Source organism: Kitasatospora sp. NPDC056076, assembly GCF_042266305.1.
Classification (GTDB): domain Bacteria; phylum Actinomycetota; class Actinomycetes; order Streptomycetales; family Streptomycetaceae; genus Kitasatospora.
The window spans coordinates 17,923-44,066 of sequence record NZ_JBHJWG010000059.1; the positions used below are offsets into that span (position 1 = coordinate 17,923).

The window sequence follows — 26,144 nt, forward strand, 5'->3', positions numbered from 1 at the left end:
CTGAATGTTCGGGGGTGGTGGGCTACTTGAGGCCGGCGGCGGTGCAGGCGGCGGCGTAGTCGGCGGTGCAGATGTCGGAGGCCTTGTAGAGGCCGTCGGCGATCACGGTCTGGGCGATGTTGGCCTTGGTGACGACCTTGGCGTCCAGGAGCTTGGCCGGGATGTTCTTGTCCGTGGAGCTGTCGACGGTGGTGGTGGCCACGGACTTCACGTCCTTGCCCTGGAGGAGGTCGACGGCCAGTTCGGCGGCGGACTCGGCGAGGGGCTTGTAGGCCTTGTAGATGGTGTAGGCCTGGTCGCCGTTGACGACGCGCTGGATGGCGTCGAGGCCGGCGTCCTGGCCGCCGACGGGGACCTTGATGCCGGAGCCCTGGAGCTGGGTGATGATGGCGCCGGCCATGCCGTCGTTGGCGGAGTAGACGGCCTGGAAGCCGTTCTTGCCGAGTTGGGTGACGGCGGCGGCGATCTTCTGGCCGGCGACGGTGGGGTTCCACTGGCCGGACTGCTCGTAGACGACCTTCTTGATCTTGCCGTCGAGGACCTTGTGCGCGCCGCTCTTGAACTGGGCGGCGTTGGGGTCGGCCTCGTCGCCGTTGATCATGACGATGTTCGCGTCGGGAGCCTGGGGGCCCAGGGCGTCCAGCAGGGCCTGGCCCTGGAGCTCGCCGACCTTCTCGTTGTCGAAGGAGACGTAGGCGGAGACGGGGCCGGTGGCCAGGCGGTCGTAGGCGAGGACCTTGACGCCCTTGGCGGCGGCCTCCTGCACCCAGCTCTGGGTGGACTTGGCGTCGAAGGCGTCCAGGATGATGACCTTGACGCCCTGGGTGAGGAGGGTGTCGAACTGCTGCTTCTGCTTGGCGGCGCTGCCCTCGGCGTTGTTGTAGAGCACCTTGCAGCCCGTGCACAGGGACTTGACCTTGGCCTCGATGAAGGGCCGGTCGAAGGACTCGTAGCGCACGGAGGAGGCGTTCTCGGGCAGCAGCAGGCCTATGGAGGTGCTGTCGCCGGAGGCAGCGGAGTCCTTCTTGTCGCCGCCGGCCTTGCCACAGGCGGCGGTCATGGAAAGCGCCAGCGCGAGGCCGACGGTCGGGACGAGTACGCGACGCAGTACGGCGTTCATACGGGTGCCTCTCCCTGGGGCGCCGCGACGGTGCGGCGGGGTGGGGGGAGTCAACCCTGACCGCGTACATGGCGTCAAGAAGTAAAACCAGACTCCGAGCGAACGCCTGCTATTCGTTATCTTCGTGAACGCTTTTGGTTTTCCCGGCGTGTGCGCTTGACATGGCGGTGGTATCGGGATAAAGGCTCGGCTTCTCGGTAGGCGGGGGGGGCGGTGCCGTGCGGCAGGAGTGCCGCGCCGTCCTGCCGGGGAGACGGCGAGGTGCCCGCCGCTCCCCTGATGCGGCGGGCACCTCACGATCGTCGGACAGCCCCGACCTGACGAATCGTCAGGGCCGGTCGAGGGTGATCGAGTTGATCGGTCCGAGGTCGTAGTAGACGCCGTTCTGGGCCGGGATGTCGTACACGCAGTTGCCGCCGCCGCTGCTCTTGCACAGGTGGGCGTGCGCGCCGCCGGTCTGGTTGTTCAGCACCCAGTGGTTGCCGTACTGGCCGCTGAGGTTGTGGGCGCCGTAGCTCCAGTACACGGCGCTGGGGGAGACGGCCGGGTTCTGGTCCTGCGGGTAGACGCAGACGGCGCCGGACGGGCAGCCCGCCCAGTCGCCGGTGACGGCGGCGCCGGCGCCGCCGGTGCCCACGGCGGTCAGTGCGGCGGCCGTGATCGCGACGGCGGTCAGGGTACGGGTGATCCTTCGCATGGTGTACTCCCTCGCTGGTGCGGCGGCCCCCACCTGCGGTCGGGGCCAGTGCTCGCCAGCGTAGGAACGCGCGGGCCAGGGCGGTCCCTGACATCCGACAGGGGCGCGCCGCCGCGCCCCGGGCGCCGGGGGGTGGTACGGGCGTCAGGCGTCGGGGTCCGGTTGCGGGGACGGCGGGTAGGCCGGGCCCGTCTGCCGGAACGCCGGCCCCGCCGCCTCGATGTACGCGCGGAAGGCGGCCCCGGCGGAGCTGACGTGCAGGTCGACGACGACCTCCCCGCCATCGTGGCGGCCGTCCTCCGTGAGGGCCAGGCCGATCAGTGCCAACTCGCCGGCCTGGTCCCTCTGTTCACGTTCCTCCCAGGTCTCCTCGCCGAGTTCGCCCTCGTCGTCGCGTTCCCAGGCCGCCATCGCGGCGCGGGCCAGTTCCGCGGGCAGGCGCACCGTGACCCGGCCGACCTGGTGGTGGACGTGCTCCCCGACCGCGGCCAGCAGCTTCGCCTCCTGCCGGTACAGCGTGTACTGCTCCTGATGCGTCATGAGGGAACTCCTCGTGGGTCGTCGGGCCGCACGCCCGGGGTCAGGCGCAGGCGCTCGGGGCGGGCCGGGGCTCGCAGGCGTTCGGGCGGCAGTTGGTCACGGCGGGCCTGCCAGGCGAGCAGACGGGAACGGTCCTGCTCGTCCCCGGCCCCCTCCCCCTCCGGCGCGGGTGCCTGGCCGGTCTCCCGCAGCAGCACCCGGGCCGGGCGGTCCTCGCCGGCGGGCAGGACGTCCAGTACCAGGAAACGGGTGCCGGGCGGGAACACCACTTCGGGATCACCCTCCTCGGCGATCACGGACGTGCGGCGGCCGGTGGCGGACCACACCAGGAACTCCACGCCCGTGCCCGGCACCACCTCCGCCTCCGCGGTCCCCACCACGGGCGCGGGCTCCACCAGCAGCGCGCCGCGCACGTACTGCGCCAGCACCTCCTCGCCGGCCTCGGCGCCCAGCAGCACCGCGCCCCGGTGGTTGGGCAGCCGCCGCAACCCGGACCCCAGGCAGGCCAGGTACGGGGCCAGCGGCCCGGTGGCGTGGTCGCCGCGGCGGGCGGCCTCGACCAACTCGGCGCGGTGCACCGGGATACCGGTGTCGGCGTGGTGCAGGTAGACCGCCGCCAGGTCGTCCTTCAGGTCGTCCCGCGCCTGGGCGCGCAGCGCCGGCATCCGCAGCGCCGCCTGCTCGGCGCGGCCGGCGTAGCGGTGGAAGTCCGCACCCAGCAGGGCCCGGAAGGCGGCCCGCTCGGCGGGCGTGGACGCGCGGCCGGCGGCGGTGGTGCCGACGGTGGGCGGGACGAGGAGGCGGGGCGCGGCGGCACGACCGGGGGTGTCGGGGGAGTCGGGGACGATGGCGCCCTGCGGCGGGGCCGGGGGTTCGCCGGGGCCCGCCCCTTCGGCCTGCGGGGTGGGCGGGTCCTGCGGGCCGGCCGGTTCGGGGGTCGGTGCGGGGATGTCGGGGGTGGTGCTCTGGGTGGTGACGGTCGCGGCGGTGGCGGGGGTGATGGGTTCGGGCGGGGTGTGCGGTTCGGGGGTCGGTGCGGGGGTGTCGGGGGTGGTGCTCTGGGTGGTGACGGTCGCGGCGGTGGCCGGGGCGATGGGTTCCGGCGGGGTGGGGGTGGCAGGGGTGGCCGGGTGGGTTCGTCGGACGGTGGGGGTGGCGGGCAGGAGCAGCCGCGGGGCGGGGGCGCCCGGTTCGGTGAGGGCGGACACCAGGTCCTCCAGGACGGCGAGGACCTCGGCGGGCGCCGGCAGGTCGGCCGAACCCGCGATCAGGGTCGGCCGGGTCGGGTCCGGGACGAGCAGGCGGGGGCCGCGGTCGTCCGGCACCTGGTCGGGCCGCAGCCACAGCCCGGCCGGAACGGCCTCCAGTCGCCAGCCCGCGACCGGGGCCTGATGGAGCGCCGGCCCGCAGTCGGCGAAGGCCGCGGGCAGGGGGCGCCACGCGGAGGCGATCACCCGCCCCAGCTCGCGGCAGGCGGTCAGCTCGGTCAGCCACGGCTCCCAGCCCGGGGCCCCGTCGGCGCCCAGGACACGGGCGGACCAGCCGCTCGCGGTCCGTGTCGGCAGGCCGACAGCGGCCCGCACGTCGTGGCCCAGGGCCGCCGCGAGCGCCCCGGTCAGGGCTACGAGCTGCGCGGGGTCGGCCCAGGGCGCACTGATCAGCAGCTCGGCGGGACGGGTGCCGGGCGGGCCGGGCCGGGCAGCGGCGACGGCGGCGGCGGCGGCGATTGCGGCGACGTCGGCGGCCGGTGGCAAGGGCGCGTGCGGTCGGCCTACCACCAGCACCGGGGTGCCGGGCGCCGTGGCGGCCCGGAGCAGGGGGTCCGGCACGGCGGCCGGGACGGTCGTGCCGGGGAACCAGAAGCCGTGCGGCAGCACGGCCGTCAGTGCCTCGACCGTGCTCTCCGCGGGCCCGGCCACGGTCGGCTCCCCGGCGCGGGGTGCCGGGGCGCTCGTTCCGACGGGATTGGTGGGAAGGGGAGTTGGGTCCGGTACGGCGGCCTGCTGGGCCGCCTGCCGGGGCACGGGGGCGGCGGGGGAGGGCAGTGGGCCCGCCGCCGGTAGGGCCGGTGTGGCGGGCCGGTGGGTGGGGTCCGCTTCGAGGGGGTGCGGGGCGCCGAGGTGCTCGCCGGACGCTCCCGCCGTGGTCGTCGCGGGTGGCGTCGGTGTGGCCGCCACAGCGGCTGCGGTGACCGCCACGGCTGCTGTCGTGCCGTTCCCGGTGCTGCCGGTGCCCGCGCCCCCGGGCGCCGCGCCGGTGCCCGCGCGCCCGGGCGCCGTGCCCGTGCCTGCTCGGGGCAGCGGCCACACGGGCCCGAGTCGGCGGGTGCGTCCGTCCGGGGTGAACAGCCACCAGGAGGACGGCTCGGCGTCGGTGGCACCGCTGGTCAGCAGGGTGCCGTCGGGGCGCAGGGTGACGAGCCCGTCCGGAGCGACGATGCTGGTGGCGGCCAGTTCGGCGAGCCGTTGTGCGGGCCGGCGCCCGGAGGCGGGTGGCGCCGCGAGGGCGGAGGCGGCCAGGACCAGGGTGGCGGCGTTGCGGTCGGCGGCGGTGCGGGCGAGGTCGTCGAGGCGGCCGAGCAGGACGGGTTGGGGATCGGGGGCCGCGGCCAGCACCGTGACGGTGCCGGGTACGGCTTCCAGCGCGGCCAGCGCGTCGGTGAGCGCGGCGGGCAGCGCAGCCGCGTCGGTGCCGGACGCGATGACGAAGTGCGCTCCCACCTCGTGCAGCGCGGCCGGGCCCGCCGGTTCGGCCGCCGTGTCCTTGTCCGTGCGCCGGCGGTTCAGCCAGCGGCGTGCCCCGGAGGCCTGTTCGATGGTGCTCACTGACGCGACTCCCCTTCCCCGTCCGCGCTGCCCCCGCCGTCCCCGTCGTCGACGAGCGCGGTCTGCACCTGTACGGTCCGGCGTCGGGTGATGTGCAGGGCCCGGCCCGGGGGCAGCGCCCGCGGCTTGGTGTTGCCGAACAGGAAGCCCTCGCTGGGCGGGCAGGACAGCAGCAGCGCCGGGGTGTTGACCTCTTCGAGCTTGCGCAGCAGCTGGTCGGAGGAGGCCCGCCCGACGCCGTTGGCGCTGCGGGCCACGATCAGGTGCAGGCCCAGTTCGGCGCCCTGCGCCAGGTACTCCAGCAGCGGCGCGAACGGGTGGGCTTGCATGCCGCCGGGGGAGCCGGAGACCAGTTCGTAGTCGTCGACCAGGATGAACAGTTCGGGGCCCTCCCACCAGTCCCGCAGCCGCAGCCGCTCGGGGGCGATGTCCGCCCCGGGCAGCCGGTTGGCCATCGCCCGGGCCGCGCCGTCGACGATCTGGCGCAGCACGTCCACGGCGACGGCGTGCCCGAGCCGGTACTCCGGCGGCACCGCGCCCTGGAGGACGCGCCGGTAGTCGACCAGCATGATCCGCGCCTCGTCGGGCCGGTAGGCGCCGGTGATGCCGGCGGCCACCAGCTTGAGCAGGTTGGTCTTGCCGGCCTCGCTGTCGCCGACGACGACCAGGTGCGGGGACTCCTCGAAGTCGTGCCAGAGGGTGTCCATCGAGACGTCCTGCAGGCCCAACGGCACCCGCAGCCGGCCCTGGGGGGCGGGCAGCGCGGCGGCGGGCAGGTGCAGCGGCAGCATCCGGACCTCGGGCGCGCGCGGGCCGGTCCAGTGCTCGGCGACGGCGTCGACCAGGTCCGCGACGCCCTCGCCCAGGTCCTCGGTGGCGCCGCGGCCGTCCAGGCGGGGCAGTGCGGTGAGGAAGTGCAGTTCCTCACCGGTGAGCCCGCGTCCGGGGATCTTGGGCACGGTCGCCGCGATGCGCATGCCGATCGCGGAGTCGACCGGGTCGCCCAGCCGGAGCTCGAAGCGGGTGCCCAGCAGGTCGCGCAGCGCGCCGCTGACCTCGCCCCACCGGGTGGTGCCCACCACCAGGTGGATGCCGTAGTTCAGGCCGCGCTGGGCGATCAGGGTCAGCGCCGGCGCCAGGTCGGGGAACTCCTGGCGCACGGTGTTCCAGCCGTCGACGACCAGGAACACGTCACCGTGGCCCTCCCCGGGCAGCGCGCCCTCGGCCAGGGCGCGCCGGAACGCGGCCACCGAGTCGAGGCCCAGTTCGGCGAAGCTCTGCTCGCGCCGGGCCAGGATGGCGTTGACCTCGGCGACCGTGCGCACCACCCGCTCCGGGTCGTGCCGGCCGGTCACCGCGCCCACGTGCGGCAGGCCGCGCAGCGAGGAGAGCGTGCCGCCGCCGAAGTCCAGGCAGTAGAACTGCACTTCGCGCGGGGTGTGGGTGAGCGCCAGCGCCGCGACCAGGGTGCGCAGCAGGGTGGACTTGCCGCTCTGCGGCCCGCCCGCGACCCCCACGTGCCCGCCCGCCCCGGACAGGTCCGCCACCAGCAGGTCGCGCACCTGCTGGAAGGGCTTGTCCACCACGCCGACCGGCACCCGCAGCGCGCCGCGGCCCGGATCGTCCTCGGCGGTCAGCCCGCATCCGGGCACCGGCGCCAGCGGCGCCAGCAGCTGGTCCAGGGTCGGCGGCACACCCAGCGGGGGCAGCCACACCGGGTGGGCCGGCGGACCGGCGTCCACCAGCTTCTCGGCCGCGATCTCCAGCAGGCTGCGACCGGACGCCTCCTCCTCCTGCGCCTCCTGCACCTCCGCCGGGAGGACGGCGGGCTGACGCGGCGCCACGTACTCGGTGCCGTACGCCGCGACCTGCCCGGCCGCGGCCTGACGGCGGGCCGCGACCGGGCGCGGCGCCCGGTAGGGCCCGGAGACGTACGCGGCCTTGAACCTGGTCAGCGTCGCGATGTCACTGCGCAGGAACCCGTTGCCCGGCTGCGAGGGCAGGTGGTAGGCGTCCGGGACGCCCAGCACGCCCCGGCTCTCCATCGCGGAGAAGGTGCGCAGGCCGATCCGGTAGGACAGGTGCGACTCCAGGGCGTGCATCCGCCCCTCGTCCAGGCGCTGGGAGGCCAGCAGCAGGTGCACCCCCAGCGAGCGCCCCAGTCGTCCGATCATGATGAACAGGTCCATGAAGTCCCGGTGCGCGGCCAGCAGTTCGGAGAACTCGTCGACCACCACGAACAGCGTCGCCAGCGGCTCCAGCGCCGCCCCGCCGGCCCGGGCCCGCTCGTAGTCGAGCAGCGAGCTGTAGTTGCCCGCCGCCCGCAGCAGCTCCTGACGGCGCACCAGCTCCCCGTGCAGGGCGTCGCGCATCCGGTCCACCAGCGCCGCCTCGTCGGCCAGGTTGGTGATCACCGCCGAGGTGTGCGGCAGCCGCTCCAGCCCCAGGAACGTCGCCCCGCCCTTGAAGTCCACCAGCACGAAGTTCAGCACCTCGGAGGAGTGGGTCATCGCCAGCGCCAGCACCAGCGTGCGCAGCAGCTCCGACTTGCCCGACCCGGTCGCCCCGATCAGCATCCCGTGCGGCCCCATGCCGCCCTGCGCCGACTCCTTGATGTCCAGCTCCACCGGCGTGCCGTCGGCGGCGATCCCCAGCGGCACCCGCAGCCGGTCGGCGACGCCGCGCGCCCAGCCCGCCGCCACGTCGTGCCCGTGCAGGTCGCGGACGCCCAGCAGCGACGCCAGGTCGAAGTCCCCGGCGAGCGGCTCGCCGCCCTCCGAGCCGTCCCCGATCCGGTACGGCGCCATCAGCGCCGCGAGCCGCCGCGCCGCCGGCAGCGACAGCGCGTCCGGCCGCCCCAGGTCGGTCTCCTCGTCCCGGTGGTTGCGGTCCGCACCGACCATCGCCAGCCGGCCCTCGTCGATCCGCAGCCGCAACCGGTGCCGCAGCGGCTTCCACTCCAGCGCCTCACCCAGGTCCAGCAGCACCGCGTTGCGCCACCCCGCGAGCGCCGCCCGGCTGCCCGCGCCCACCGGCACACCGTCCAGCACGACCACCGTGAACGGCTCGTCCCGGCCCGGCTGCGCGTCGGGCTCCCACGGCCCGCGCCCCGCGAACTCCGCCCCCAGCACCTGCTCCAGCTCCGCCACCGACCCGGCCATCAGCCGCACCGGCCCCAGCGCGTCGGTCTCCACCGGGTGCAGCGCGTGCGGCAGCCACTTCACCCACTCCCACGCCCGGCGCTGCCCGGCCTCGCACACCACGGCGATCCGCAGGTCCTGCGGCGCGTGGAACAGCGCCAGCTGCGCCAGCATCGCCCGTGCCAGCGCCCGCGCCGCCTCCCGCTCGTCCGCGCGCACCAGCACCTGGGCGTAGCCGCGCACGTACACCGCGATCGGCTGGTCCGCGACCGTGCCGTAGGCGTGGATGAACCGGCGCAGCGCGTGCGCGCACAGCGGCTCCAGGTCCTCCACCGGCTTGGTCGCCAACGGCGCCAGCCGCACCGCCAGCCGCTGGTGTCCCACGCCGACCCGCACGTCCCCGAAGTCCGGGTGCGCGGCGCGCCGCTCCCACAGCCGCGAGGTGCGCACCAGCGAGGCCAGCGAGCCCGGCGCCGGGTGCCGCCAGGCCAGCGCCTCCTGCTGGCGCACGATGTGCCCGCGCACCTGACGGCGCATCTGCGCCAGGTAGCGCAGGTAGTCGCGCCGCTCGGCGCGCAGCTCCCGCTTGCGGTCGCTGGAACCGCGCAGCAGCGACGTCACCAGCATGCCCACCGCGGAGAGGCCCATCATGCCCATCGCGACGTACGTCATGATCCCGCCGCCCTCACCCGGGCGCAGGAACACGAACACCATCGACAGCGAGCTCAGCGCCATCGGCGCCATCGTGATCATGCTCGACATGCCGCTCTGCGACTGCGGCAGGACCGGCGGCTCCTGCAACTGGATCTCGCCGTCGGGCATCGCCGGCCCGGGGCGCCGCGGCGCACGCTCGACCACTACCACACTCAACGAAAGCGCTCCTCGCACCCGGGAAGGACGGCGGCGAAGTGCCCCGCCGCGCGGGACGCCGTCCTCCTGGGGCGACGGACGGCACCCCCTCCGGGGTTCAGCCGGGCCCCCGCTCGACCCGTTCGGACCGGATTTGAACCCCGCACCCGCCCCGGCCCGTCCCCCGGGAAGGAGGCCGCCCCGCGGGCGGTACGGCAACCGCCGCACGGGCGGGTACGGCAAGCGCCGCACGCGAGCACGAGGAGAACCTTGAACGGGAGCACCACCGGGACCACGGCAACCGGACTGTGCCGACTGAGGTTCCACGCACCCGACACGGTGTTCGAACTCGTCGTCCCCGCCGACGTCCCCCTCGCCGACCTGCTGCCCGCCGTCCTCGACCACGCCGGCGACGACCTCGACGAACAGGGCGCCGAACACGACGGCTGGATCCTCCAACGCCTCGGCCAGGCCCCCCTGGACGAGGAACTCGGCGCCGACGCCCTCGGCCTGCGCGACGGCGAGGACCTCCACCTGCGCCCCCGCCGCGACCCGCTCCCCGAGGTCCACTACGACGACCTCCCCGACGGCCTCGCCACCGGCATGCGCGAACGCGCCGACACCTGGCGCCCCGTCCTCACCCACCACACCGCCCTCGCCCTGGCCGTCACCGTCCTGGCCGGCGGCCTGGCCCTCCTGCTGCTGCCCGGCCCGCCCCAACTGCGGGCCGGTGCCGCCGCCGTCACCGCCCTGTTCCTGCTGCTGGGCGCCCTCAGCGCCTCCCGCGCCGTCGGCGACGCCGGCGCCGGCACCGCCCTGGGCGCCACCGCCGTGTCCTACCTCGCCCTGGCCGGAGCCCTCCTCACCCCCGACACCGGACCCTCCGCCGCCGGCGCCCGCCTGCTCGCCGGCGGCTGCGCCGGCGCCGGAGCCGCCGTCCTGGCCATGGCCGCCGTCGGCTGCGCCGCCCCGCTCTTCCTCGGCCTGGTCCTGTTCGCCCTGCACGTCACCGCGGCCGGTGCCCTGCTGCTGGCCGGACTCACCGTGCCCGCCACCGCCGCCGCCCTGGCCGTCGCCCCCGTCGCCACCGCCGCTTTCCTGCCGGGTGTGTGCTTCCGCCTGTCCGGACTGCGCCTGCCCGCCCTGCCCCGCAACGCCGAGGAACTCCAGGAAGGCATCGAAGCCGTCCCCGCCGCCACCGTCCGCGCCCGAAGCACCGTCGCCGACGGCTTCCTGACGGCCTTCCACCTCGCCCTCGCCCCCGTTCTCCTCCTCGCCCTGACCGCCCTCAGCGGGCAGGAGGGCTGGGCCCCCACCGCCCTGACCTGCACCCTGGCCCTGCTCCTCGCCCTGCACGCCCGCGGCATCGGCTCCGTCCCCCAGCGGCTGGCCGTCCTCGTCCCCGCCGTCTGGGGCCCCGTGCTGCTCACCGCCCGCCTCGCCACCGAGCTGGCCCCCGCCGCCCGCACCGGCCTGCTCGCCGCGCTGCTGGCCGCGGCCGCCCTGCTGGCCGCCGCCTCCTGGACCGTCCCCGGCCGACGGCTGCTGCCCTACTGGGGCCGCGCCGCCGACCTCCTGCACACCCTCGCGGCCGTCGCCGTCCTCCCGCTCGCCCTCGCCGCGGCCGGCGCCTTCCAGGCGCTGCGCGCCCTCGCGGGCTGAGCCCGAACGACCCGCCGTACCCGCTGAGCCCGAACGACCCGCCGTACCCGCCGTACCCGCTGAGCCCCGCCACCGAGGAGAACCGCCACCATGCAGTCGAAGCGCGACCAGGTGCAGGCCCACCTGTTCGTGATGGGCCGCCTCGCCACCGGCATGCTCCGAGGCGAGCCCGACGCCCCCGACGTCCCCACCGGGCGCACCTCCCGAGGCATCGTCACCGGTCTGGTCGTCGCCGCCCTCGCCGCCCTGATCGCCGCCGTCTACGGCGTCCTCGTCCCCGGCGGTGCCACCGGCTGGAAGAAGCCCGGCACCCTCGTCCTGGTCAAGGAGAGCGGCGCCCGCTACCTCTACGTCGACGGCGCCCTCCACCCCGTGCTCAACGAGGCCACCGCCCGCCTGCTCGCCGGCGACCAGCTCACCGTCGACCAGGTCAGCGTCCACTCCCTGGCCGACACCCCGCGCGGCACCCCCCTGGGCATCCCCGGCGCCCCCGACGGCCTGCCGCAGCCCGAGCGCCTGGCCACCGCCCCCTGGCTCGCCTGCGCGAGCTGGCAGCCCGACCCCTCCGGCACCCGCCGCCCCCGCCTGGCCCTGGCCATCGACCCCACCACCCAGGGCACCGCCCTCACCGACCGTCAGGCCTTCCTGGTCGCCGCCCCCGACGGCACCCAGCACCTGCTGTGGCACGGGCGCCGACTGCGCCTGGACACCCGCAACGGCGCCCGCCAGGCCCTCGGTCAGGCCGCCGTCACCCCCCAGCCCGTCACCCAGGCCTTCCTCGACGCCCTGCCCGCCGGCCCCGACCTGGCCGGCCCCGACCTCGACCAGCGCGGCACCCCCGGCCCCGACCTCGCCACCCGCCCCACCCGGGTCGGCCAGCTCTTCACCGGCCCCGGCGGCGACCCGTACCTGCTCACCCCAGCCGGACTCACCCCGCTCACCCCGATGGCCCTGCAGCTGGTCCTCGCCGACCCCCGCACCCAGGAGAGCGCCTACCAGAAGGCCGCCGCCACCCCCACCGCCATCGGCGCCGCCGACCTCGCCGCCCACACCGCGCCCACCACCCCCGCCCCGGCCGCCGCCCTGCCCAGCACCGTGCCCGAACTCGTCACCGCCCCCCAGGGCCGCGACCTGTGCACCGAACTGCGCCCCGGCGACCCCGGCCCCACCACCACCCTGACCCTCGTCGACGACACCGCCGTCCAGGGCCCCGGCCCCGCCGCCCAGCCCGGCATCGAGGCCGCCTGCACCCCCGCCGACACCATCGCCGTACGCCCCGGCGGCGGCGCCCTGGTGCGCGCCCTGTCCACCGCCGGCACCGGCGCCACGCTGTACCTGGTCACCGACAACGGCGCCAAGTACCCGCTCGCCTCACCGGCCGTCGCCAAGCAGCTCGGCTACGCCGACGTCACCCCCGCGGGCGTGCCCGCCGCCCTGCTGGCCCTGCTGCCCACCGGCCCCAGCCTCGACCCCGCCGCCCTCACCGGCTCCGCCCCGAGTACCGCCGCGAGCCCCGCCGCCACCGCCCTACCGGGCCCCGCGTGCGCCCGTTGAACCAACGCTCCCCACGACCCCGTTGACCTGAAATGAACCCGGGAATCCGAATCCGGGCCGAGGAAAGGAACCACCGTGAACCTGAAGGTGAACGACAACGCCGTCCAGGGCACCCACGCCACCCTGGAGGAACAGATCGAGTCGATGATGCGGGCCGCCGCGCGGATCCACGACATCAACACCGAGGTCCAGCAGCACTTCCAGGCCGCGTGCAGCACGAAGTACACGGACAACCTCAACGCCTGGGAGGGCAAGTACGCGAACCTCCAGAGCGCCTACCGGACCTTCCAGGAGGCCTTCGCCGCCGGGCACCGGCAGGTCAACAACGCCCACGACGAGGCCACCGGGGTCGGCGGCGGCTGGGGCGGCGGGCACTCCGACAGCGTCTACAAGGGCCTCAACCCCTGACCCGGCCCGCCTGACCCGAAGTTCCACCAGCACCACCACCACCACGACTCACAGCGAGGAACCCCGATGGCGAACATCCTGCTCAACCACGCCAACATCGACCAGGCAGCCGACGAGATGGAGCAGGCCAGCCGGGCCATGGCAGAGGCCATGACCAGCTGCATGGCGGCCATCAAGAGCAACCAGGAGCACCTCAGCGGCAGCCTCGCCCAGGCCGCCGAGGCGTTCAACACGGTGCTGTCCAACAACAACACCGACATGAACAACGAGATCGCCGCCGGCGTCGAGGCCCTGCGCACCATGCACGGCCTGCTGCGCGACGCCGACAAGCGGGCCGCCGCGGGTATCGGCTGATGGCCACGCCCACCGAGCCGGACTACAACCACACCCTCAGCGTCAAGCACGACGACCTCAAGTACTTCGCGGACACCGAGCTCGGCGCCTTCCTCAAGGACCTGGCGGGCAACCCCGGCTACCGGGCGATGCTCTCCTTCGCCGGCGAGGGCGGCGGCGACTACTCCACGCTGCTGCTGGGGCACGGCTCGCCGGCGGCGCTGTCCATCGCGACCAAGATCCAGACCGACTTCAAGACCCTCGCCGGGGGCATCTCCACGGACCTCAAGACCATGGGCACCCAGATGACCGAGGGCCAGCTGAGGATCCGGCTCGCGCTGACCCTCATGGAGGCCGCCCACGAGGAGGCCATGACGGCCGCCGACATGATGGCGATCCTCGGCAAGGTCTCGTCCGCCACCCCGCCCAAGACCAGCACGTCGTCCTAGCGCCACCCCCGCCCCGGCCCGACCGCCCGACACCCTTTGGAGAAACGAACCCCCATGGCCGATCTGAACTGGGAGAGCGTGCTCGGCTTCTTCGCCTCCGAGGCCCAGCGCAGCTCCAAGATCGTCACCAGGGACCAGGTCGCGGGACCCTCCAAGGACAAGCCCTGGCTGCGCCCGATCGACAAGCTGGTCTTCGACTTCAACAACTTCTACAACGGCACCACGGACAAGGGCGCGGTCTCGGGGATGGGCACCCCCGACGTCTGGTGGGCGTGGAACTACATGCACGGCACGTTGGCGCACAGCATCCGGATCACGGTGAGCGTCAACTACACGGACTGGGGCAACGACGCGGACAAGCCGCTGTCCCAGTTCATCCACCAGCACGAGGGGATCTTCGCGCCGCTGGGCTCGGGCGGGCCCGGGAACGACACGGTCAAGCCCGAGAGCCTGCGGTACGCCGCGGACGGCATCGCCCAGGTGCGGGCGTGGCTGGACCTCTGGCACCCGCGGGTGCAGCACTGGGCGGAGCTGGTCAACGGGCCGGACAGCAACTGGCAGGGTGACGCGGCCGGGGAGTTCAAGGTGCTGCTCAAGCAGTACGCGCTGGAGCTGGAGACCGTCCGCGTCCAGCTGGAGAACAGCCCGTACGAGGCCGACCTCAGGGCGGTGGCCGACCTGCTCCCCGCCACCGTCGACAAGCTCCACACCGTCCACCAGCGCTGGTGGGACAGCGGGAAGCTGTGGCCCTCGCACGCCATCTACGAGGCCCTGTCGACGGCCCTGGTGGGTGTCGTGCCGCAATTGGACTCCACCGCGCACGCCATCAGCTCGATCACCACCCCCCTCGGCGACCCCCGGGAACAGGGCTTCTACGACCAGCTGGAGCTCAAGGCCAAGTCCATTTGGCTGGACAACGTCAAGAAGTACCTCGACGACCGGTCCTACGCCTTCCAGACGGAGGATCCCAACACGGCCGCGGTGACCCTGCGCAAGGTGGGTGACCCGATGCTCGTCCTGCAGGACGCCTTCAACCGGCTGGACGCCGACTTCGGCTTCGGCTACCGCAACGCCACCCTTGACCTGCCCACCGGCCCGCCCACCGGCGCCGGGGACGGCGGAAAGGACGGGGGCAAGGACGGCGGCAAGGACGGCAACATCGACCTGGGCGGCGGCAGCGGCGGCGGGGGCGACGGCAAGGACGGCAACGGCAAGTTCGACCTGGGCGGCGGCTCAGGCGGTGCCGGTGGCGGTGCGGGGGGCGGCAAGGGCGGCGACAAGACCCACCTGCCGCCACCGCCCCCCGTCATCGGCCCCGGCGGTGGCGGCGGCTCCGGCATCGGCGACGGCGCCGGCACACCGATCCTCGACAAGGACCACAAGCCCGTCCTGGGCGCCGACAAGAAGCCGGTGCTGCTGCCCCCGGGCGGCTACATCGGCAAGGACGGCCAGGTCTACGACGCCAACGGCCAGAAGGTGATCGGCAAGGACGGCAAGCCCGTCGTCGTCCCGCCGGGCTCGGACGTGCCGCCCGGCACCGGCGGCGGCATCTACGGGACCAACGCCAAGGTGCCCAAGGGCTCCAGGGTCCGCGAGGACGGGACGGTCATCGGGCCCGACGGCAAGGAGGTCCTGGACCGCGACGGCAACCCGGTGGTGCTGGCCAAGGGCGGCTCCATCGCCGCCGACGGCACCCTGCTGGACTCCACCGGCCACCCGATCTCCGACGTCTCCCAGCGCTACACCGACCGCCAGCACGCGATCGACACGATCATGGGCAGCGGGGGCGGCGGCGGGGGTGGGGGCGGCGGTATCGGGTCGGGCGGCGGCACCCGGCTGCCGACCACCGGCTCCGACTGGAAGCTGGACCTGGGCAGCGCCTTCGACGACCACGGCTCGGACGCGGGCGCCGGCGGGCTGGGCGCCTACTCGGGCCTGCTGGGCGGCGGGGGAGCGGGCGGCATCGGCGGGGGCGGCGTCGGGTCGGGCGGCGGCCAGTTGCCCAAGCTGGTCAGCTCCGGCGGCGGGCTGAGCGCGCGGGCCGTCGAGAACAGCGGCGGGCTGGCTCCGGGCGGCAAGGCGGCGGCCGCCGCAGCGGCCGAGGCCGCCGCAGCCGAGAAGGCGGCCATGCAGAAGGCCTCCGCGATGTCCGCCGAGGAGGCCGCGATGCGTGGCCGCTCGATGCAGACCAGCGGCGGCGGGATGCCGATGGGGCCGATGGGCGGCGGTGGCATGGGCGCCGGCCAGGGGGAGAAGGACCGCCAGCGCACCACCTGGCTGGCGGAGGACGAAGAGGTGTGGGGCACCGACACCGGTGCGGTCAGCGGAGTGATCGGCCGCTGAACCGGCGGCCGGACCGGGCTCCGGACGACGCGTGACGACCCCACCGAGGAACGAGGAACAGGAAAGACATGTCGTACTCCTTCGAGGACCAACTCAACCAGGCCATCGCCTCGTTGGCGGAGCAGCAGGAGAGGCTGGCCGAGTCCACCCGCCGGATGCAGTCGATGACCGCGACCGCGACCAGCAAGGACCGGATGGTCACCGCGAAGGTCGGCCCGCAGGGTGAACTGCTCGCGCTGAGCTTCCACACCACCGCCTACCAGTCCATGGCCCCGGCCGAGTTGAGCGCAGTGCTCAAGGACGTCTTCAACGAGGCCAAGGCTCGGATGGGCGATCAGCTCACCGCCGAGATGCGCGGCTTCGAGGGCGTCGGCGAGACGCTGCGGATGGGCTTCACCGGTGAACGCGGTGACGAGGAGGACCTCTTCGGGGGCGGGGCGGGCCTGGACCTGGACGCACTGCTCGCCCCGCTCACCGCGATGCGCCCCGGCGCCGACCGGACCGCCAAGTCCCGCAAGCAGGAGGAGTTCAATGGCTAAGACGCTGCGCAAGGAAGAGGGCGCCAAGGAGGCGTTCAGCAACTTCGAGGACGTGGCCGCCCTGGTCAAGAAGATCCACGGGGAGGTGAAGGACATCAACGAGTGGAACGTCCAGGCCGGCGGCGGCGACGACATCGGCAAGCAGTACCACGAGAAGATCGACAAGCCGACCGCGGACCTCACCACGCTGACGGGCCAGATCTACAACAAGATCATGGCGATGTCCCAGCACGGCAAGGACACCGTCGACCTCCTGGACGCCACCGACGAGCACAACGTGGGCCTGGCGTGAGCCTCCGTCCGTAAACCCCCGGCCCTCGGGCACCACCGCCCGAACGCCCCCGTACCGCCCGAACCATCAGCCCCGCCTCCGGAGGCCCTGCGCCATGCCCCACTCCTCGGTCCACGTCTCCCCGGGTCTGGCGCAGTTCTTCCACATCATCAGCGGCATGCCCTGGCCGGAGTCCGACGAGGGGAAGCTGCGCGACGTCCGGGACGACTACCAGGCACTTGCCGAGGATCTGCCCAAGCTGAGCGGGTACATCCTCGACGCGGTGCAGAACTGCGACAAGCGGTTGGAGGGCGAGGCCGCCCAGGCGTTCCGCAAGGAGTGGGGCCGCTTCGTCAACACGGACGAGGCCAACGACCCGCTCCGCAAGGCCGGTGAACTCTGCACCCAGCTCGCCGAGTTGGCGGGCAAGGTGGCCAACACCGTCGAGTACACCAAGTGGATGGCGATCGGCCAGCTCGTCCAACTGCTCTTCGAGATCGCCCTGGCCATCGCCTGGTCCGTGTTCACCGGCGGCGGCTCGATGGTGGCGCTGGAGTTCAAGAAGATCCTGACCCGGCAGTTCCTGCTCTGGCTCGTCAAGAAGCTCCTCACGCTGATCGCCATGCACACCTTCGGCGGCATCGTCGGCGGCCTGATGCTGGACGCGATCATCCAGGGCATCCAGTTCCAGCACGGTGACCGCCACGAGTGGGACAAGGACCTCACCAAGCAGGCGGCGATCTTCGGCGCGATCAGCGGCGCGATCGGCGGACCGCTCAGCCTGCTGGGCATGGGACTGGGCAAGCTGCTCGGCCCGCGGCTGAGCAAGCTGTTCGTGGAGAGCGCCCTCAAGGACGTCATCAAGGGCCTGACCGGGGGCGTCGGCAAGGACCTGGCCGGCGGTGTGGCGGGCGGCGCGCTCAAGGGGATCGGCAAGGAGCTGGGGGAGGGCGCTGCGGCGGGCGCGCTCAAGGGGATCGGCAAGGACCTCGGAGAGGGCGTGGCCGGCGGCGCGCTCAAGGGCGCGGGCAAGGAGGCCGGCGAGGGCTTCGGCCGTCTGCTCGGCAACGAGGCGGCCGAGCGGTTCGCCAACGGCATCACCACCCTCCTCAAGGAGAACTCCCAGTACCTCGCCAAGGGCTTCAAGGGCGGGCGCAAGGTGGGCGCCGCGATGGGCCAGAAGTTCGTGCGCCAGCTCGGCGAGCTCTTCGAGAAGGAGCTCGGCGCGGAGATCGGCGGACAACTCGCCCGCGACATGGGCGAGCAGATCGGCAAGCAGTTCGTCCAGCACTCGCTCAAGACGGTGGCCAAGGAGAGCAGCCAGGAGGCGCTCAAGGAGGCCTTGGAGAACCTCGCCAAGGACAGCGGCAAGGTCGCCCTCACGCCCGAACTCAAGCTGCTGGTCGAGAAGATGCCCGAACTCGCCGGCGGCATCAACAAGATGGACAAGATGTTCCACCTCGGGGCAGTCCTGGGCAGCCAGTTCGAGTCGGGCATCAACCAGTACCTCACCGAGGGCATCTACAACACGATCTACAACGGCGAGTGGTCGGCCAGCGGGATGAGCTTCGTCGGCGGCTTCATGATGGCCGGCATGCGGCACATGATCATGGGCCTCGCCTCGCCGCTGACCCTGCGCTACGCCGACTACGTCCGAGGCCTGGAGAGCTCTCGGATCACCGAGGAGAACGGCGGGTTCTACGGCCCGACCGACATCCGGACCTTCCTGTCGGTGATCAGCAACATGGGCGGCCACGCGGCGCCCTTCCCGGTGCCCCGCCCCGGCCACATCGACCAGATCGGCGGTACGCGGCTGTCGGGCGGTGACGGCGCCTCGATCAAGTCCGACGGCGTCTCGATCAGGACCGAGGGCGCCGGCTCGCTGTCCGGCTCCACCCTGCTGGACTCCGGCAGCCACCACCCGGAGGAGAACGGCGACGGCGTCCTCGCCGACCCCGCGGGCAAGAGCAGCTTCCACTCCTCGGTCGACGGCGGCTGGGACCCCAAGGCCCCGGTCCGGCCGGTCGAGACCCAGTCCCGCGGCGACGAGCGCAACGCCGCGTCCGGGCCGCCCAAGCCTCCAGCCGCGTCGGGAGGCCAGGGCGAGCGGGACACCGTCGTCCCGCCGCCCGTGCCGAGGAAGACGGACGGCGGGGCGGAGAACACCACCACCACCACCGGGGGCGGCCGGCGGAACGCGGACGGCGGAGCCAAGGCGGGCAACGGCGGCGAGCGCGGCAGCACCGCGACGGCCTCCGCCGACGCCAACGGCCAGAGCGGCGCCGTCAAGCCCCAGGCACAGCCGCAGGCGCAGCCCAAGCCGGACCCGTCGCGCCGCACCACCGTCGTCGACGAGCACGGCGAGGCGCCCCTGCACGAGTCCACGACCACGCGCACCGGCGGCACCGTGAACGGCACCCAGCCGCAGCCGCAGGAGGGCGGCTCCCACCGCAGCCCGGCCGCCTCGCCGCCACCACCGCCGATCCGCACCAGCGCCGGCGGCCCCGGCGACGGCGCGGTGCCGGCCACCCCCAACCGCCCCGACCCGAACCACACCGATCCGAACCGCCCCGACCCCAACCACAGCGACCCCAACCACAGCGACCCCAACCGCCCCGACCCGAAGACTCCCCAGGGCCCGGGCCCCGACCCGCAGGTCCCGCCGCCGCCCGCCACCCCGCCGCGCGACCCGAAGCCCAACGGCCCGGGCCCCGACCCGCACACCCCTGACACCCCGCCGTCCTCCTCCGCCACCTCCGCCGGCCACCTCTACCACCAGGTCGACGCCCCCGAGCACGCCAAGGCGCCCGCCGGCGACGAACGGCGCACCGCCTGGCGGGACAAGCAGCAGTCCCTCGCCGACGACCACGACGCCCGGCTCGCCGAGGCCGAGCGGCAGGAGGCGGACCGCCGTGCGATCGAGGACCGGCTGACGGAGGGCGCCGCCCTCCTGCCCCGGGAACTGCGCGCCCTGGTGACGCCCGACTCGCCGGTGTGGCGCCGGGCCGCGGAGACGATGCGGGAGGACCTCGAAGCGCGCCCGCACGAGCGGGAGGAGATCCTCGCCGGTGCCACGGACCGCTTGGAGCTGACCGGCGCCCGCGAACTCGCGCTCACCTTCGCCGTCGGCCGCTTCGAGCGGCTGCTGGCCGACCGCGGCCTGGGCCCGGAGCACTCCGGCGACCACACCCTCACCGGGATCCGCCGCGACGCCTCGGAGAAGTTCCGGGCCGACGCCGAGCAGGACATCGCCCAGCTGTTCACCGCCCGCACCGACCTCACCCCCGAGCGCAACGCCCTGGCCGCCCGGGCCCTGGAGCGCCGCCTGCGCGAGGCCGGCCGGGAGCTGGACGTCCGCCAGGCGCGGGCCCAAGCGCTTGAGCAGGTCGACCGGGTGGTCGACGACGCCCACGACCGATGGTCGGCGGACGAGCTCTCCGACCGCGACCGCGCCCTGCTGGAGGCCGCCGGCCTGACCGGGGACGTCCGGCTGACACCCGAGGCCCGCGACCAGCTGGCCGAGGCCCTGCGGGAGCGGCTGGCGGACCTGCACGGAGGCGACGAGGGCCCCTCCCCGCGGATCGAGGAGGAGGGCGGCGAGGACCTCGCCCCCGTCGACCCGACCCGCCTGGGCCGCACCCGGCTCGAAGCGGACTTCCAGGAGGCCCTGGAACGCCACCGGGCCGGGCTGTCCCACGACTTCACCGTCCAGGCCGTGCGCGAGGCCGGGCTCAAGCGCTCCGTCGACGCGGTGGACGACGCCGCCGCGGCGTGGAAGGACACCGCCGCCGACCAGTTCGGCCCCGAGGCGCTGCGCGAGCTCGGCCTGGCCGACGGCCCGTCCGCGCGCGCGGTGGCCGCCGCCCGCGCGGATCTGGCCCGCCGCGTCGACCGCCTGGTCGCCGAGCACACCGCCGCCGACCGCGACCCCGCCCACCTCAAGGCGGAACTGGACAAGCTCACCTCCCGGGCCGAGGCCAACCGCCTGCTGGCCCTGCACGGTGCCCGGGAGGAGGCGCTGCGCGCCGCCGAGGACAGCGCCCGGACCCACGTCCCGCGCGACCTGGGCGGCCCGGAGAGCGCCACCGAGCACGCCACCGAGCACGACGGCGACGCCGCCGCCTCCGTCGAGATGGCCCTGGGCCCGGTGCGCGGCACCCGCACCGACCGCACCGAACCGCCCGCCACCGACGCCGCCCGCCGGGTCCGCGAGGGCTACACCGAGCGCGTCCGCGCCGCCTTCGAGGAGACCTTCCGCTCCCTGCTGCGCGATCCGGGCGCCGACCACCGCGCCGAGCTGCCCGAACAGGTGGCCCGCTGGCGCGCCGAGCGCGACCGGCTGACCGAGGGCCTGGCGGAGCACGTCGCCTTCGAACGCGCCGTGCTGCCGGCCCGCGAGCGCGCCGCGGCCGGCTACGACCGCCTCGCCGAGGACCGCCGGGTGCCGGAGGCGGAGATCCGCAAGCTCAAGAGCGAGTACGGCGACGACTTCTTCGACGCCTACCGGGAGCACTGGGCGCCCGAGGACCTCGACGGCGAGCGCTGGCGCGGCCACGAGGCCACCCACGAGAACGTCTTCGGCCGCCGCCCCGAGCCCACGCCGGAGCCCTCGCGCGAGCCTGCGAACGAGTCTTCGCACGAGCCCGCGAACGAGTCCTCGCGCGAGCCGGAGCCGACCCCCGTACCCGAGGAGAAGCCCACCCAGGACACCCCGTCGGGCCCGCTCACCCGCCCCACCGACAGCGCCTCCGACACCCCCGAGACCCCCGACACCGCCCCCAGGACGCCGGCCGCCGCACCGCCCGCCCAGCCGCCCGCCGTGCCGCCCACGGCCGTACCGCCCACGGACCCGCGCCCGCTGCTGCCCGCCTCCGCCTGGGCCGACATCCGCACCCTCGCACCGTCCGCCCGCATGGACACCGTCCGCTTCGACGCCCGCGTGCGCGGCCAGGACAACCCGGGCGCCATCGCCGGCCCCAAGGTGCGCGAGCAGTACGAGAACCGGGTACGGCGCCCCGGCGGCCTGCCCCGCTCCCAGCGCAGCCTCGGCGACCTGCACGGCGCCGACACCGCGATCACCTACGACGTGCGGCGCTTCGAGGCCCAACCGGACCACTGGGTCACCGAGTTCACCCTGAACCTCCACCTCAAGGGACCGGACGGCAAACCCCTCCCCGAGGCCGCCGCCACCCGCGTGCTCGACCGCGCCCGCGCCGTCGTCGCCGACCGCTTCAACGAACGCCACCGCCTGCCCGGCGGCGACCAGGTCCACCTGCGCCTGGAGAGCGCCCCGAAGGCCGCCGGCGCGCACCAGAGCATCACCGTCCTGCCCGGCACCGGCCGCAGCGACCAGCTCCACTGGTACGACGGCAGCGCCCCCGGCGTGCTGCTGCACGAAGTGCTGCACTTCCTCGGCCTGCCCGACGAGTACGTCGAACCGGCCGCCAGGCCCGGCGACGCCTTCGCCCTGCGCCGCCGCGACCGCTGGGCCGGCGAGAACGGCGTCATGGGCACCGCCGCCCACCGCGACGACTTCACCGTCCTGCCCCGCCACCTCCAGCGCATCGAGGAGGTCCTCCACTCGGGTCCCGTCCTGCGCGACCTGACCCACGGCCAGTACCTCACCCACCAGGAGAGCGAGGTGAGGTCCCCGGCGGCCGTCCATGACGAGCCGACCGTCGGAGAGCACCCCTCACACGGGGAACCGCCTGCCGCGCCGTTGCCTCCCGTCGACCCGACGGCGGTTGACGTGGCTCGCCGGCATCTCGGCGCCGCGTCGCGGAACCCGGCCCTGTTCGAGTACATGGGGTGGCTCAGGAACCGCGGTTTCACGAGCAAGCGTGACGAGGAAGGCATGATCAAGGACCGGGAGGGGCCGGACTACGAGTCGCTGCTGCTCGATGTGCAGAGGTTCCTCGACCATGCGCAGACGCTGCGTCCGGCGGGGGAGGGGCCGGGTCAGCCCCTGAGCGTGTACCGGGCGGTGCGGATGGATCCGCAGTCGCGTGAGCGGGAGTCCTTCACCGAGTTGTTGCCGGCGTCGACGTCGTTCAGTCGGGAGTTCGTGCAGGAGTGGATGTCGAACGGTGGTGGTGCGGACAACTACGCGTTGTTCGAGATCAAGGTGCCGTTGGAGCACCCGATGCTGGCGTTGTCGTTCCCGCCAGGTCACGTCCGGGCGGAAGGTGATCCGGCGCCGGTGAACGAGAACCAGTCGGAGGTGACGCTGGGTCCGTCCCGGCTGTCGGTGACCGGCCGTGACGACTCGGGCGGCTACCACGTCATCAAGGTCGACGCCTCACCGATGACGGTGGACGACATCCGCACCGAGGTCGCCGACTGGTCGAGCAGCATGTCGATGACGGAGGCCTTCCAGCGCTTCACCGACTTCTACACGTCGGAGTCGCTGCTCGCCGCCTACCCCAAGGACCTCGGGTCTCAGCACCGCATCACCGAGACGTGGTCGTCGGACGGCCTCACGAAGACCGTCAAGATCGAGTACCCGCACGAGAGCCTGCAAGGCCAGTACGTCCAGGTGGAGGTCCGGCACGAGGGCGAGTCCGTGTCGGTCACCCTGCGCACCACCGAGGACGCGGTCGAGGGCGACGAAGCCCCTGTGCGTATTCGGGCGGCCTACAGCGGCAAGACCATCGGGGAGGTGTTCGGCAGCCTTCGCACTCGGAAGCTGCAGGAGAACTCCAGCTTCGAGTCGATCGAGCTTCCCTTCGACTGGTACGCCCCTGAGTTGACGGAGGGTAACGACCTTCATGAGATGGTCTCGGCGCCGTTGCCTGCGGCCGATCCGTTCGTGGCGGACCTGGCGCGTCAGCACCTCGATGCCGCGAAGCAGGACCAGGCCCTGTTCGAGTTCATGGGGCGGATCAAGGCCGGTGCGTTCACGAGCCGGCGTGACGACGAGGGCATGCTCAGGGTGCGGGAGGGGGAGCGTTACGAGTCGCTGTTGGGCGACGTGCAGCGGTTCCTGGACCACGCGCAGGCGTTGAACCAGGCCGGCACGCACCCGGCTGGGCAGTCCCTGAGCCTGTTCCGGGCGGTGAAGTTGGACGCCCGGTCGCGTGAGCGGGAGTCCTTCACGGAGCTGTTGCCGGCGTCGACGTCGTTCAGCCGGGAGTTCGTGCAGGAGTGGATGTCCAATGGTGGTGGTGCGGACAACTACGCGCTGTTCGAGATCAAGGTGCCGTTGGAGCACCCGATGCTGGCGCTGTCGTTCCCGCCCGGTCACGTCCGGGCGGAAGGTGACCCGGATCCCGTGAACGAGAACCAGTCGGAGGTGACGCTGGGCCCCAGCCGCCTGACGGTGACCGGCCGTGACGACTCGGGCGGCTACCACGTCATCAAGGTCGACGCCTCACCGATGACGGTGGACGACATCCGCAGCGAGGTCGCCAACTGGTCCAGCGGCACGTCGATGGCGGACGCGTTCCGGGGCTTCGCCGACTTCTACAGCCCGGAGTCACTGCGCGCCGCCTACTCCTTCGACTTCAATCCCCAGCACAGCATCACCGAGTCGTGGTCGCAGGACCGCCGCACGAAGACCGTCCGGATCGAGCACTCCCACCCGGACCTGAACGGGCAGTTCGCCGAGGCGACGATCCGGCACGAGGACGACGGGTCCGTATCGATCCGCTGGGGCACCAGCGACGACACCGAGCCGCGCGAGCCGATGGTCTTCAACGCCGACAACATCGGCAACGTCAGCGGCGGCCTTCGTTCGCAGACGCTGACCGAGAACCCGAGCTTCGAGTCCCTCGACCTCCCCGTCGACTGGTACAGCCCGGACTACGACTGGCACGAGCCGGAGGCGGCGTCCGCGGAGGACGCCGATCACCACCTGACGGACCTCGACGGCAACGACTTCCACCAGCCCGCAGCTTCGCCGTTGCCCGCCGCCGATCCCCTCGCGGTGGACCTGGCCCGCCAGCACCTCGACGCTGCGAACCAGAACCAGGCCCTGTTCGAGTTCATGGGGCGGATCAAGGCCGGTGCGTTCACGAGCCGGCGTGACGACGAAGGCATGCTCAGGGTCCGGGAGGGGGAGCGCTACGACTCCCTGCTGCACGACGTGCAGACGTTCCTCGACCACGCGCAGGCGCTGCGCCCGGCGGGTGAGCAGTCAGGGCAGTCCCTGAGCCTGTTCCGGGCGGTGCGGATGGATCCGCAGTCCCGGGAGCGGGAGTCCTTCACCGAGCTGCTGCCCGCTTCGACGTCGTTCAGCCGGGAGTTCGTACAGGAGTGGATGTCCAATGGTGGTGGTGCGGACAACTACGCGCTGTTCGACATCAAGGTGCCGTTGGAGCACCCGATGCTGGCCCTGTCGTTCCCGCCCGGCCATGCCAGGACGGAGCACGACCCGCAGCCGGTGAACGAGGCGCAGTCGGAGGTGACGCTCGGCCCCAGCCGCCTGACGGTGACCGGCCGTGACGACTCGGGCGGCTACCACGTGATCAAGGTCGACGCCGAGCCCATGACGGTGGACGACATTCGCAGCGAGGTCGCCAACTGGTCCAGCGGCACGTCGATGGCGGACGCGTTCCGGGGCTTCGCCGACTTCTACAGCCCGGAGTCACTGCGCGCCGCCTATCCCCACGACTTCAACCCGCAGCACCGCATCACGGAGACGTCGTCGCCGGACGGCCTCACCAGGACCGTCAGGATCGAGCACTCCCACCCGGATCTCAACGGGCAGTTCACCGAAGTGACGATCCGCCATGAAGGCGAATCCGTCTCGATCCTGTGGCGCTCCAGCGACGACACCGAGCCGCGCGAGCCGATGCGCTACACCGCCGAGAACATCGGCGAGGTGAGCGGGAGCCTTCGTTCGCAGACGCTGACCGAGAACCCCAGCTTCGAGTCCCTCGACCTCCCTTGGGAGTGGTACAGCCCCGACTACGACTGGCACGACCCGGAGGCGGCGTCCGCGGAGGACGCCGACCACCACCTGACGGACCTCGACGGCGACGACCTCCACCAGCCCGCCGCCGCACCGCCGTTGCCCGCCGCCGATCCGTTCGTGGTGGACCTGGCGCGTCAGCACCTCGATGCCGCGAAGCAGGACCAGGCCCTGTTCGAGTTCATGGGGCGGATCAAGGCGGGTGCGTTCACGAGTCGGCGTGACGACGAGGGCATGCTCAAGGTGCGGGAGGGGGAGCGTTACGAGTCGCTGTTGGTCGATGTGCAGCGGTTCCTGGACCACGCGCGGGCGTTGCGTCCGGCGGGGGAGGGGTCGGGTCGGTCGCTGAGCCTGTTCCGGGCGGTGAAGTTGGACGCCCAGTCGCGTGAGCGGGAGTCCTTCACGGAGCTGTTGCCGGCGTCGACGTCGTTCAGCCGGGAGTTCGTGCAGGAGTGGATGTCGAACGGCGGTGGTGCGGACAACTACGCGTTGTTCGAGATCAA

At 73.4% G+C, this 26,144-nt stretch carries 13 protein-coding genes and 1 pseudogene; 9 read left to right on the top strand and 5 right to left on the bottom strand.

Annotated elements, in window-relative coordinates; translation table 11 throughout:
* Positions 1-22: 22 nt before the first annotated feature.
* From ACFC1T_RS34045 to eccCa, 5 genes are all read right to left on the bottom strand, one after another.
* The gene (locus ACFC1T_RS34045; protein ID WP_375895379.1) at positions 23-1,120 is read right to left on the bottom strand and encodes a sugar ABC transporter substrate-binding protein; all 1,098 of its coding nucleotides are present in this window, start codon (positions 1,118-1,120) and stop codon (positions 23-25) included.
* A 328-nt stretch (positions 1,121-1,448) separates the two neighbouring features.
* Positions 1,449-1,817, bottom strand: a complete 369-nt coding sequence (locus ACFC1T_RS34050) for a hypothetical protein (RefSeq protein ID WP_375895381.1) — start codon at positions 1,815-1,817, stop codon at positions 1,449-1,451.
* Between the two features lie 144 nt (positions 1,818-1,961).
* Positions 1,962-2,357, bottom strand: a complete 396-nt coding sequence (locus ACFC1T_RS34055; protein ID WP_375895383.1) for a hypothetical protein — start codon at positions 2,355-2,357, stop codon at positions 1,962-1,964.
* The gene (locus ACFC1T_RS34060) at positions 2,354-5,182 is read right to left on the bottom strand and encodes a hypothetical protein (RefSeq protein WP_375895386.1); all 2,829 of its coding nucleotides are present in this window, start codon (positions 5,180-5,182) and stop codon (positions 2,354-2,356) included. Before ACFC1T_RS34060 ends, ACFC1T_RS34055 begins: the two co-directional genes overlap by 4 nt.
* The gene (gene eccCa / locus ACFC1T_RS34065) at positions 5,179-9,192 is read right to left on the bottom strand and encodes a type VII secretion protein EccCa (protein ID WP_375895388.1); all 4,014 of its coding nucleotides are present in this window, start codon (positions 9,190-9,192) and stop codon (positions 5,179-5,181) included. The genes ACFC1T_RS34060 and eccCa overlap by 4 nt, the downstream gene beginning before the upstream one ends.
* Before the next feature lie 249 nt (positions 9,193-9,441).
* Here eccCa and eccD point away from each other — a divergent pair, with 249 nt between their 5' ends.
* The 9 genes and pseudogenes from eccD to ACFC1T_RS34110 all read left to right on the top strand — a co-directional run.
* Positions 9,442-10,833: a type VII secretion integral membrane protein EccD gene (gene eccD / locus ACFC1T_RS34070; protein ID WP_375895391.1), complete on the top strand. Its 1,392-nt coding sequence runs from the start codon at positions 9,442-9,444 to the stop codon at positions 10,831-10,833.
* A 90-nt stretch (positions 10,834-10,923) separates the two neighbouring features.
* The gene (gene eccB, locus ACFC1T_RS34075) at positions 10,924-12,387 is read left to right on the top strand and encodes a type VII secretion protein EccB (protein WP_375895392.1); all 1,464 of its coding nucleotides are present in this window, start codon (positions 10,924-10,926) and stop codon (positions 12,385-12,387) included.
* Between the two features lie 75 nt (positions 12,388-12,462).
* Positions 12,463-12,795, top strand: coding sequence for a hypothetical protein (locus tag ACFC1T_RS34080; RefSeq protein WP_375895395.1), 333 nt, complete (start codon positions 12,463-12,465; stop codon positions 12,793-12,795).
* A 66-nt stretch (positions 12,796-12,861) separates the two neighbouring features.
* Positions 12,862-13,149 (top strand): hypothetical protein, encoded by a 288-nt coding sequence (locus ACFC1T_RS34085; RefSeq protein WP_375895397.1) that lies wholly within the window; start codon positions 12,862-12,864, stop codon positions 13,147-13,149.
* Positions 13,149-13,577, top strand: coding sequence for a hypothetical protein (locus ACFC1T_RS34090; RefSeq protein ID WP_375895399.1), 429 nt, complete (start codon positions 13,149-13,151; stop codon positions 13,575-13,577). The genes ACFC1T_RS34085 and ACFC1T_RS34090 overlap by 1 nt, the downstream gene beginning before the upstream one ends.
* Before the next feature lie 54 nt (positions 13,578-13,631).
* Positions 13,632-15,920 carry a hypothetical protein gene (locus ACFC1T_RS34095; protein ID WP_375895401.1) on the top strand — a complete coding sequence of 763 codons (2,289 nt, stop codon included), beginning with the start codon at positions 13,632-13,634 and terminating at the stop codon, positions 15,918-15,920.
* A gap of 68 nt (positions 15,921-15,988) precedes the next feature.
* Positions 15,989-16,459: a YbaB/EbfC family nucleoid-associated protein gene (locus ACFC1T_RS34100; RefSeq protein ID WP_375895403.1), complete on the top strand. Its 471-nt coding sequence runs from the start codon at positions 15,989-15,991 to the stop codon at positions 16,457-16,459.
* Positions 16,452-16,751, top strand: coding sequence for a hypothetical protein (locus ACFC1T_RS34105; RefSeq protein WP_375895406.1), 300 nt, complete (start codon positions 16,452-16,454; stop codon positions 16,749-16,751). Before ACFC1T_RS34100 ends, ACFC1T_RS34105 begins: the two co-directional genes overlap by 8 nt.
* 94 nt (positions 16,752-16,845) lie before the next feature.
* Positions 16,846-26,144 (top strand): annotated as a pseudogene (locus tag ACFC1T_RS34110) (hypothetical protein); the annotation flags it as partial.

What these genes read in the sequence shown, in the direction of transcription:
- ACFC1T_RS34050 (WP_375895381.1), bottom strand. Translation starts at nt 1,817, where the DNA reads ATGCGAAGGATCACCCGTACCCTGACCGCCGTCGCGATCACGGCCGCC.
- ACFC1T_RS34090 (WP_375895399.1), top strand. Translation starts at nt 13,149, where the DNA reads ATGGCCACGCCCACCGAGCCGGACTACAACCACACCCTCAGCGTCAAG.
- ACFC1T_RS34055 (WP_375895383.1), bottom strand. Translation starts at nt 2,357, where the DNA reads ATGACGCATCAGGAGCAGTACACGCTGTACCGGCAGGAGGCGAAGCTG.
- ACFC1T_RS34095 (WP_375895401.1), top strand. Translation starts at nt 13,632, where the DNA reads ATGGCCGATCTGAACTGGGAGAGCGTGCTCGGCTTCTTCGCCTCCGAG.
- ACFC1T_RS34100 (WP_375895403.1), top strand. Translation starts at nt 15,989, where the DNA reads ATGTCGTACTCCTTCGAGGACCAACTCAACCAGGCCATCGCCTCGTTG.
- eccB (WP_375895392.1), top strand. Translation starts at nt 10,924, where the DNA reads ATGCAGTCGAAGCGCGACCAGGTGCAGGCCCACCTGTTCGTGATGGGC.
- ACFC1T_RS34085 (WP_375895397.1), top strand. Translation starts at nt 12,862, where the DNA reads ATGGCGAACATCCTGCTCAACCACGCCAACATCGACCAGGCAGCCGAC.
- ACFC1T_RS34105 (WP_375895406.1), top strand. Translation starts at nt 16,452, where the DNA reads ATGGCTAAGACGCTGCGCAAGGAAGAGGGCGCCAAGGAGGCGTTCAGC.
- ACFC1T_RS34045 (WP_375895379.1), bottom strand. Translation starts at nt 1,120, where the DNA reads ATGAACGCCGTACTGCGTCGCGTACTCGTCCCGACCGTCGGCCTCGCG.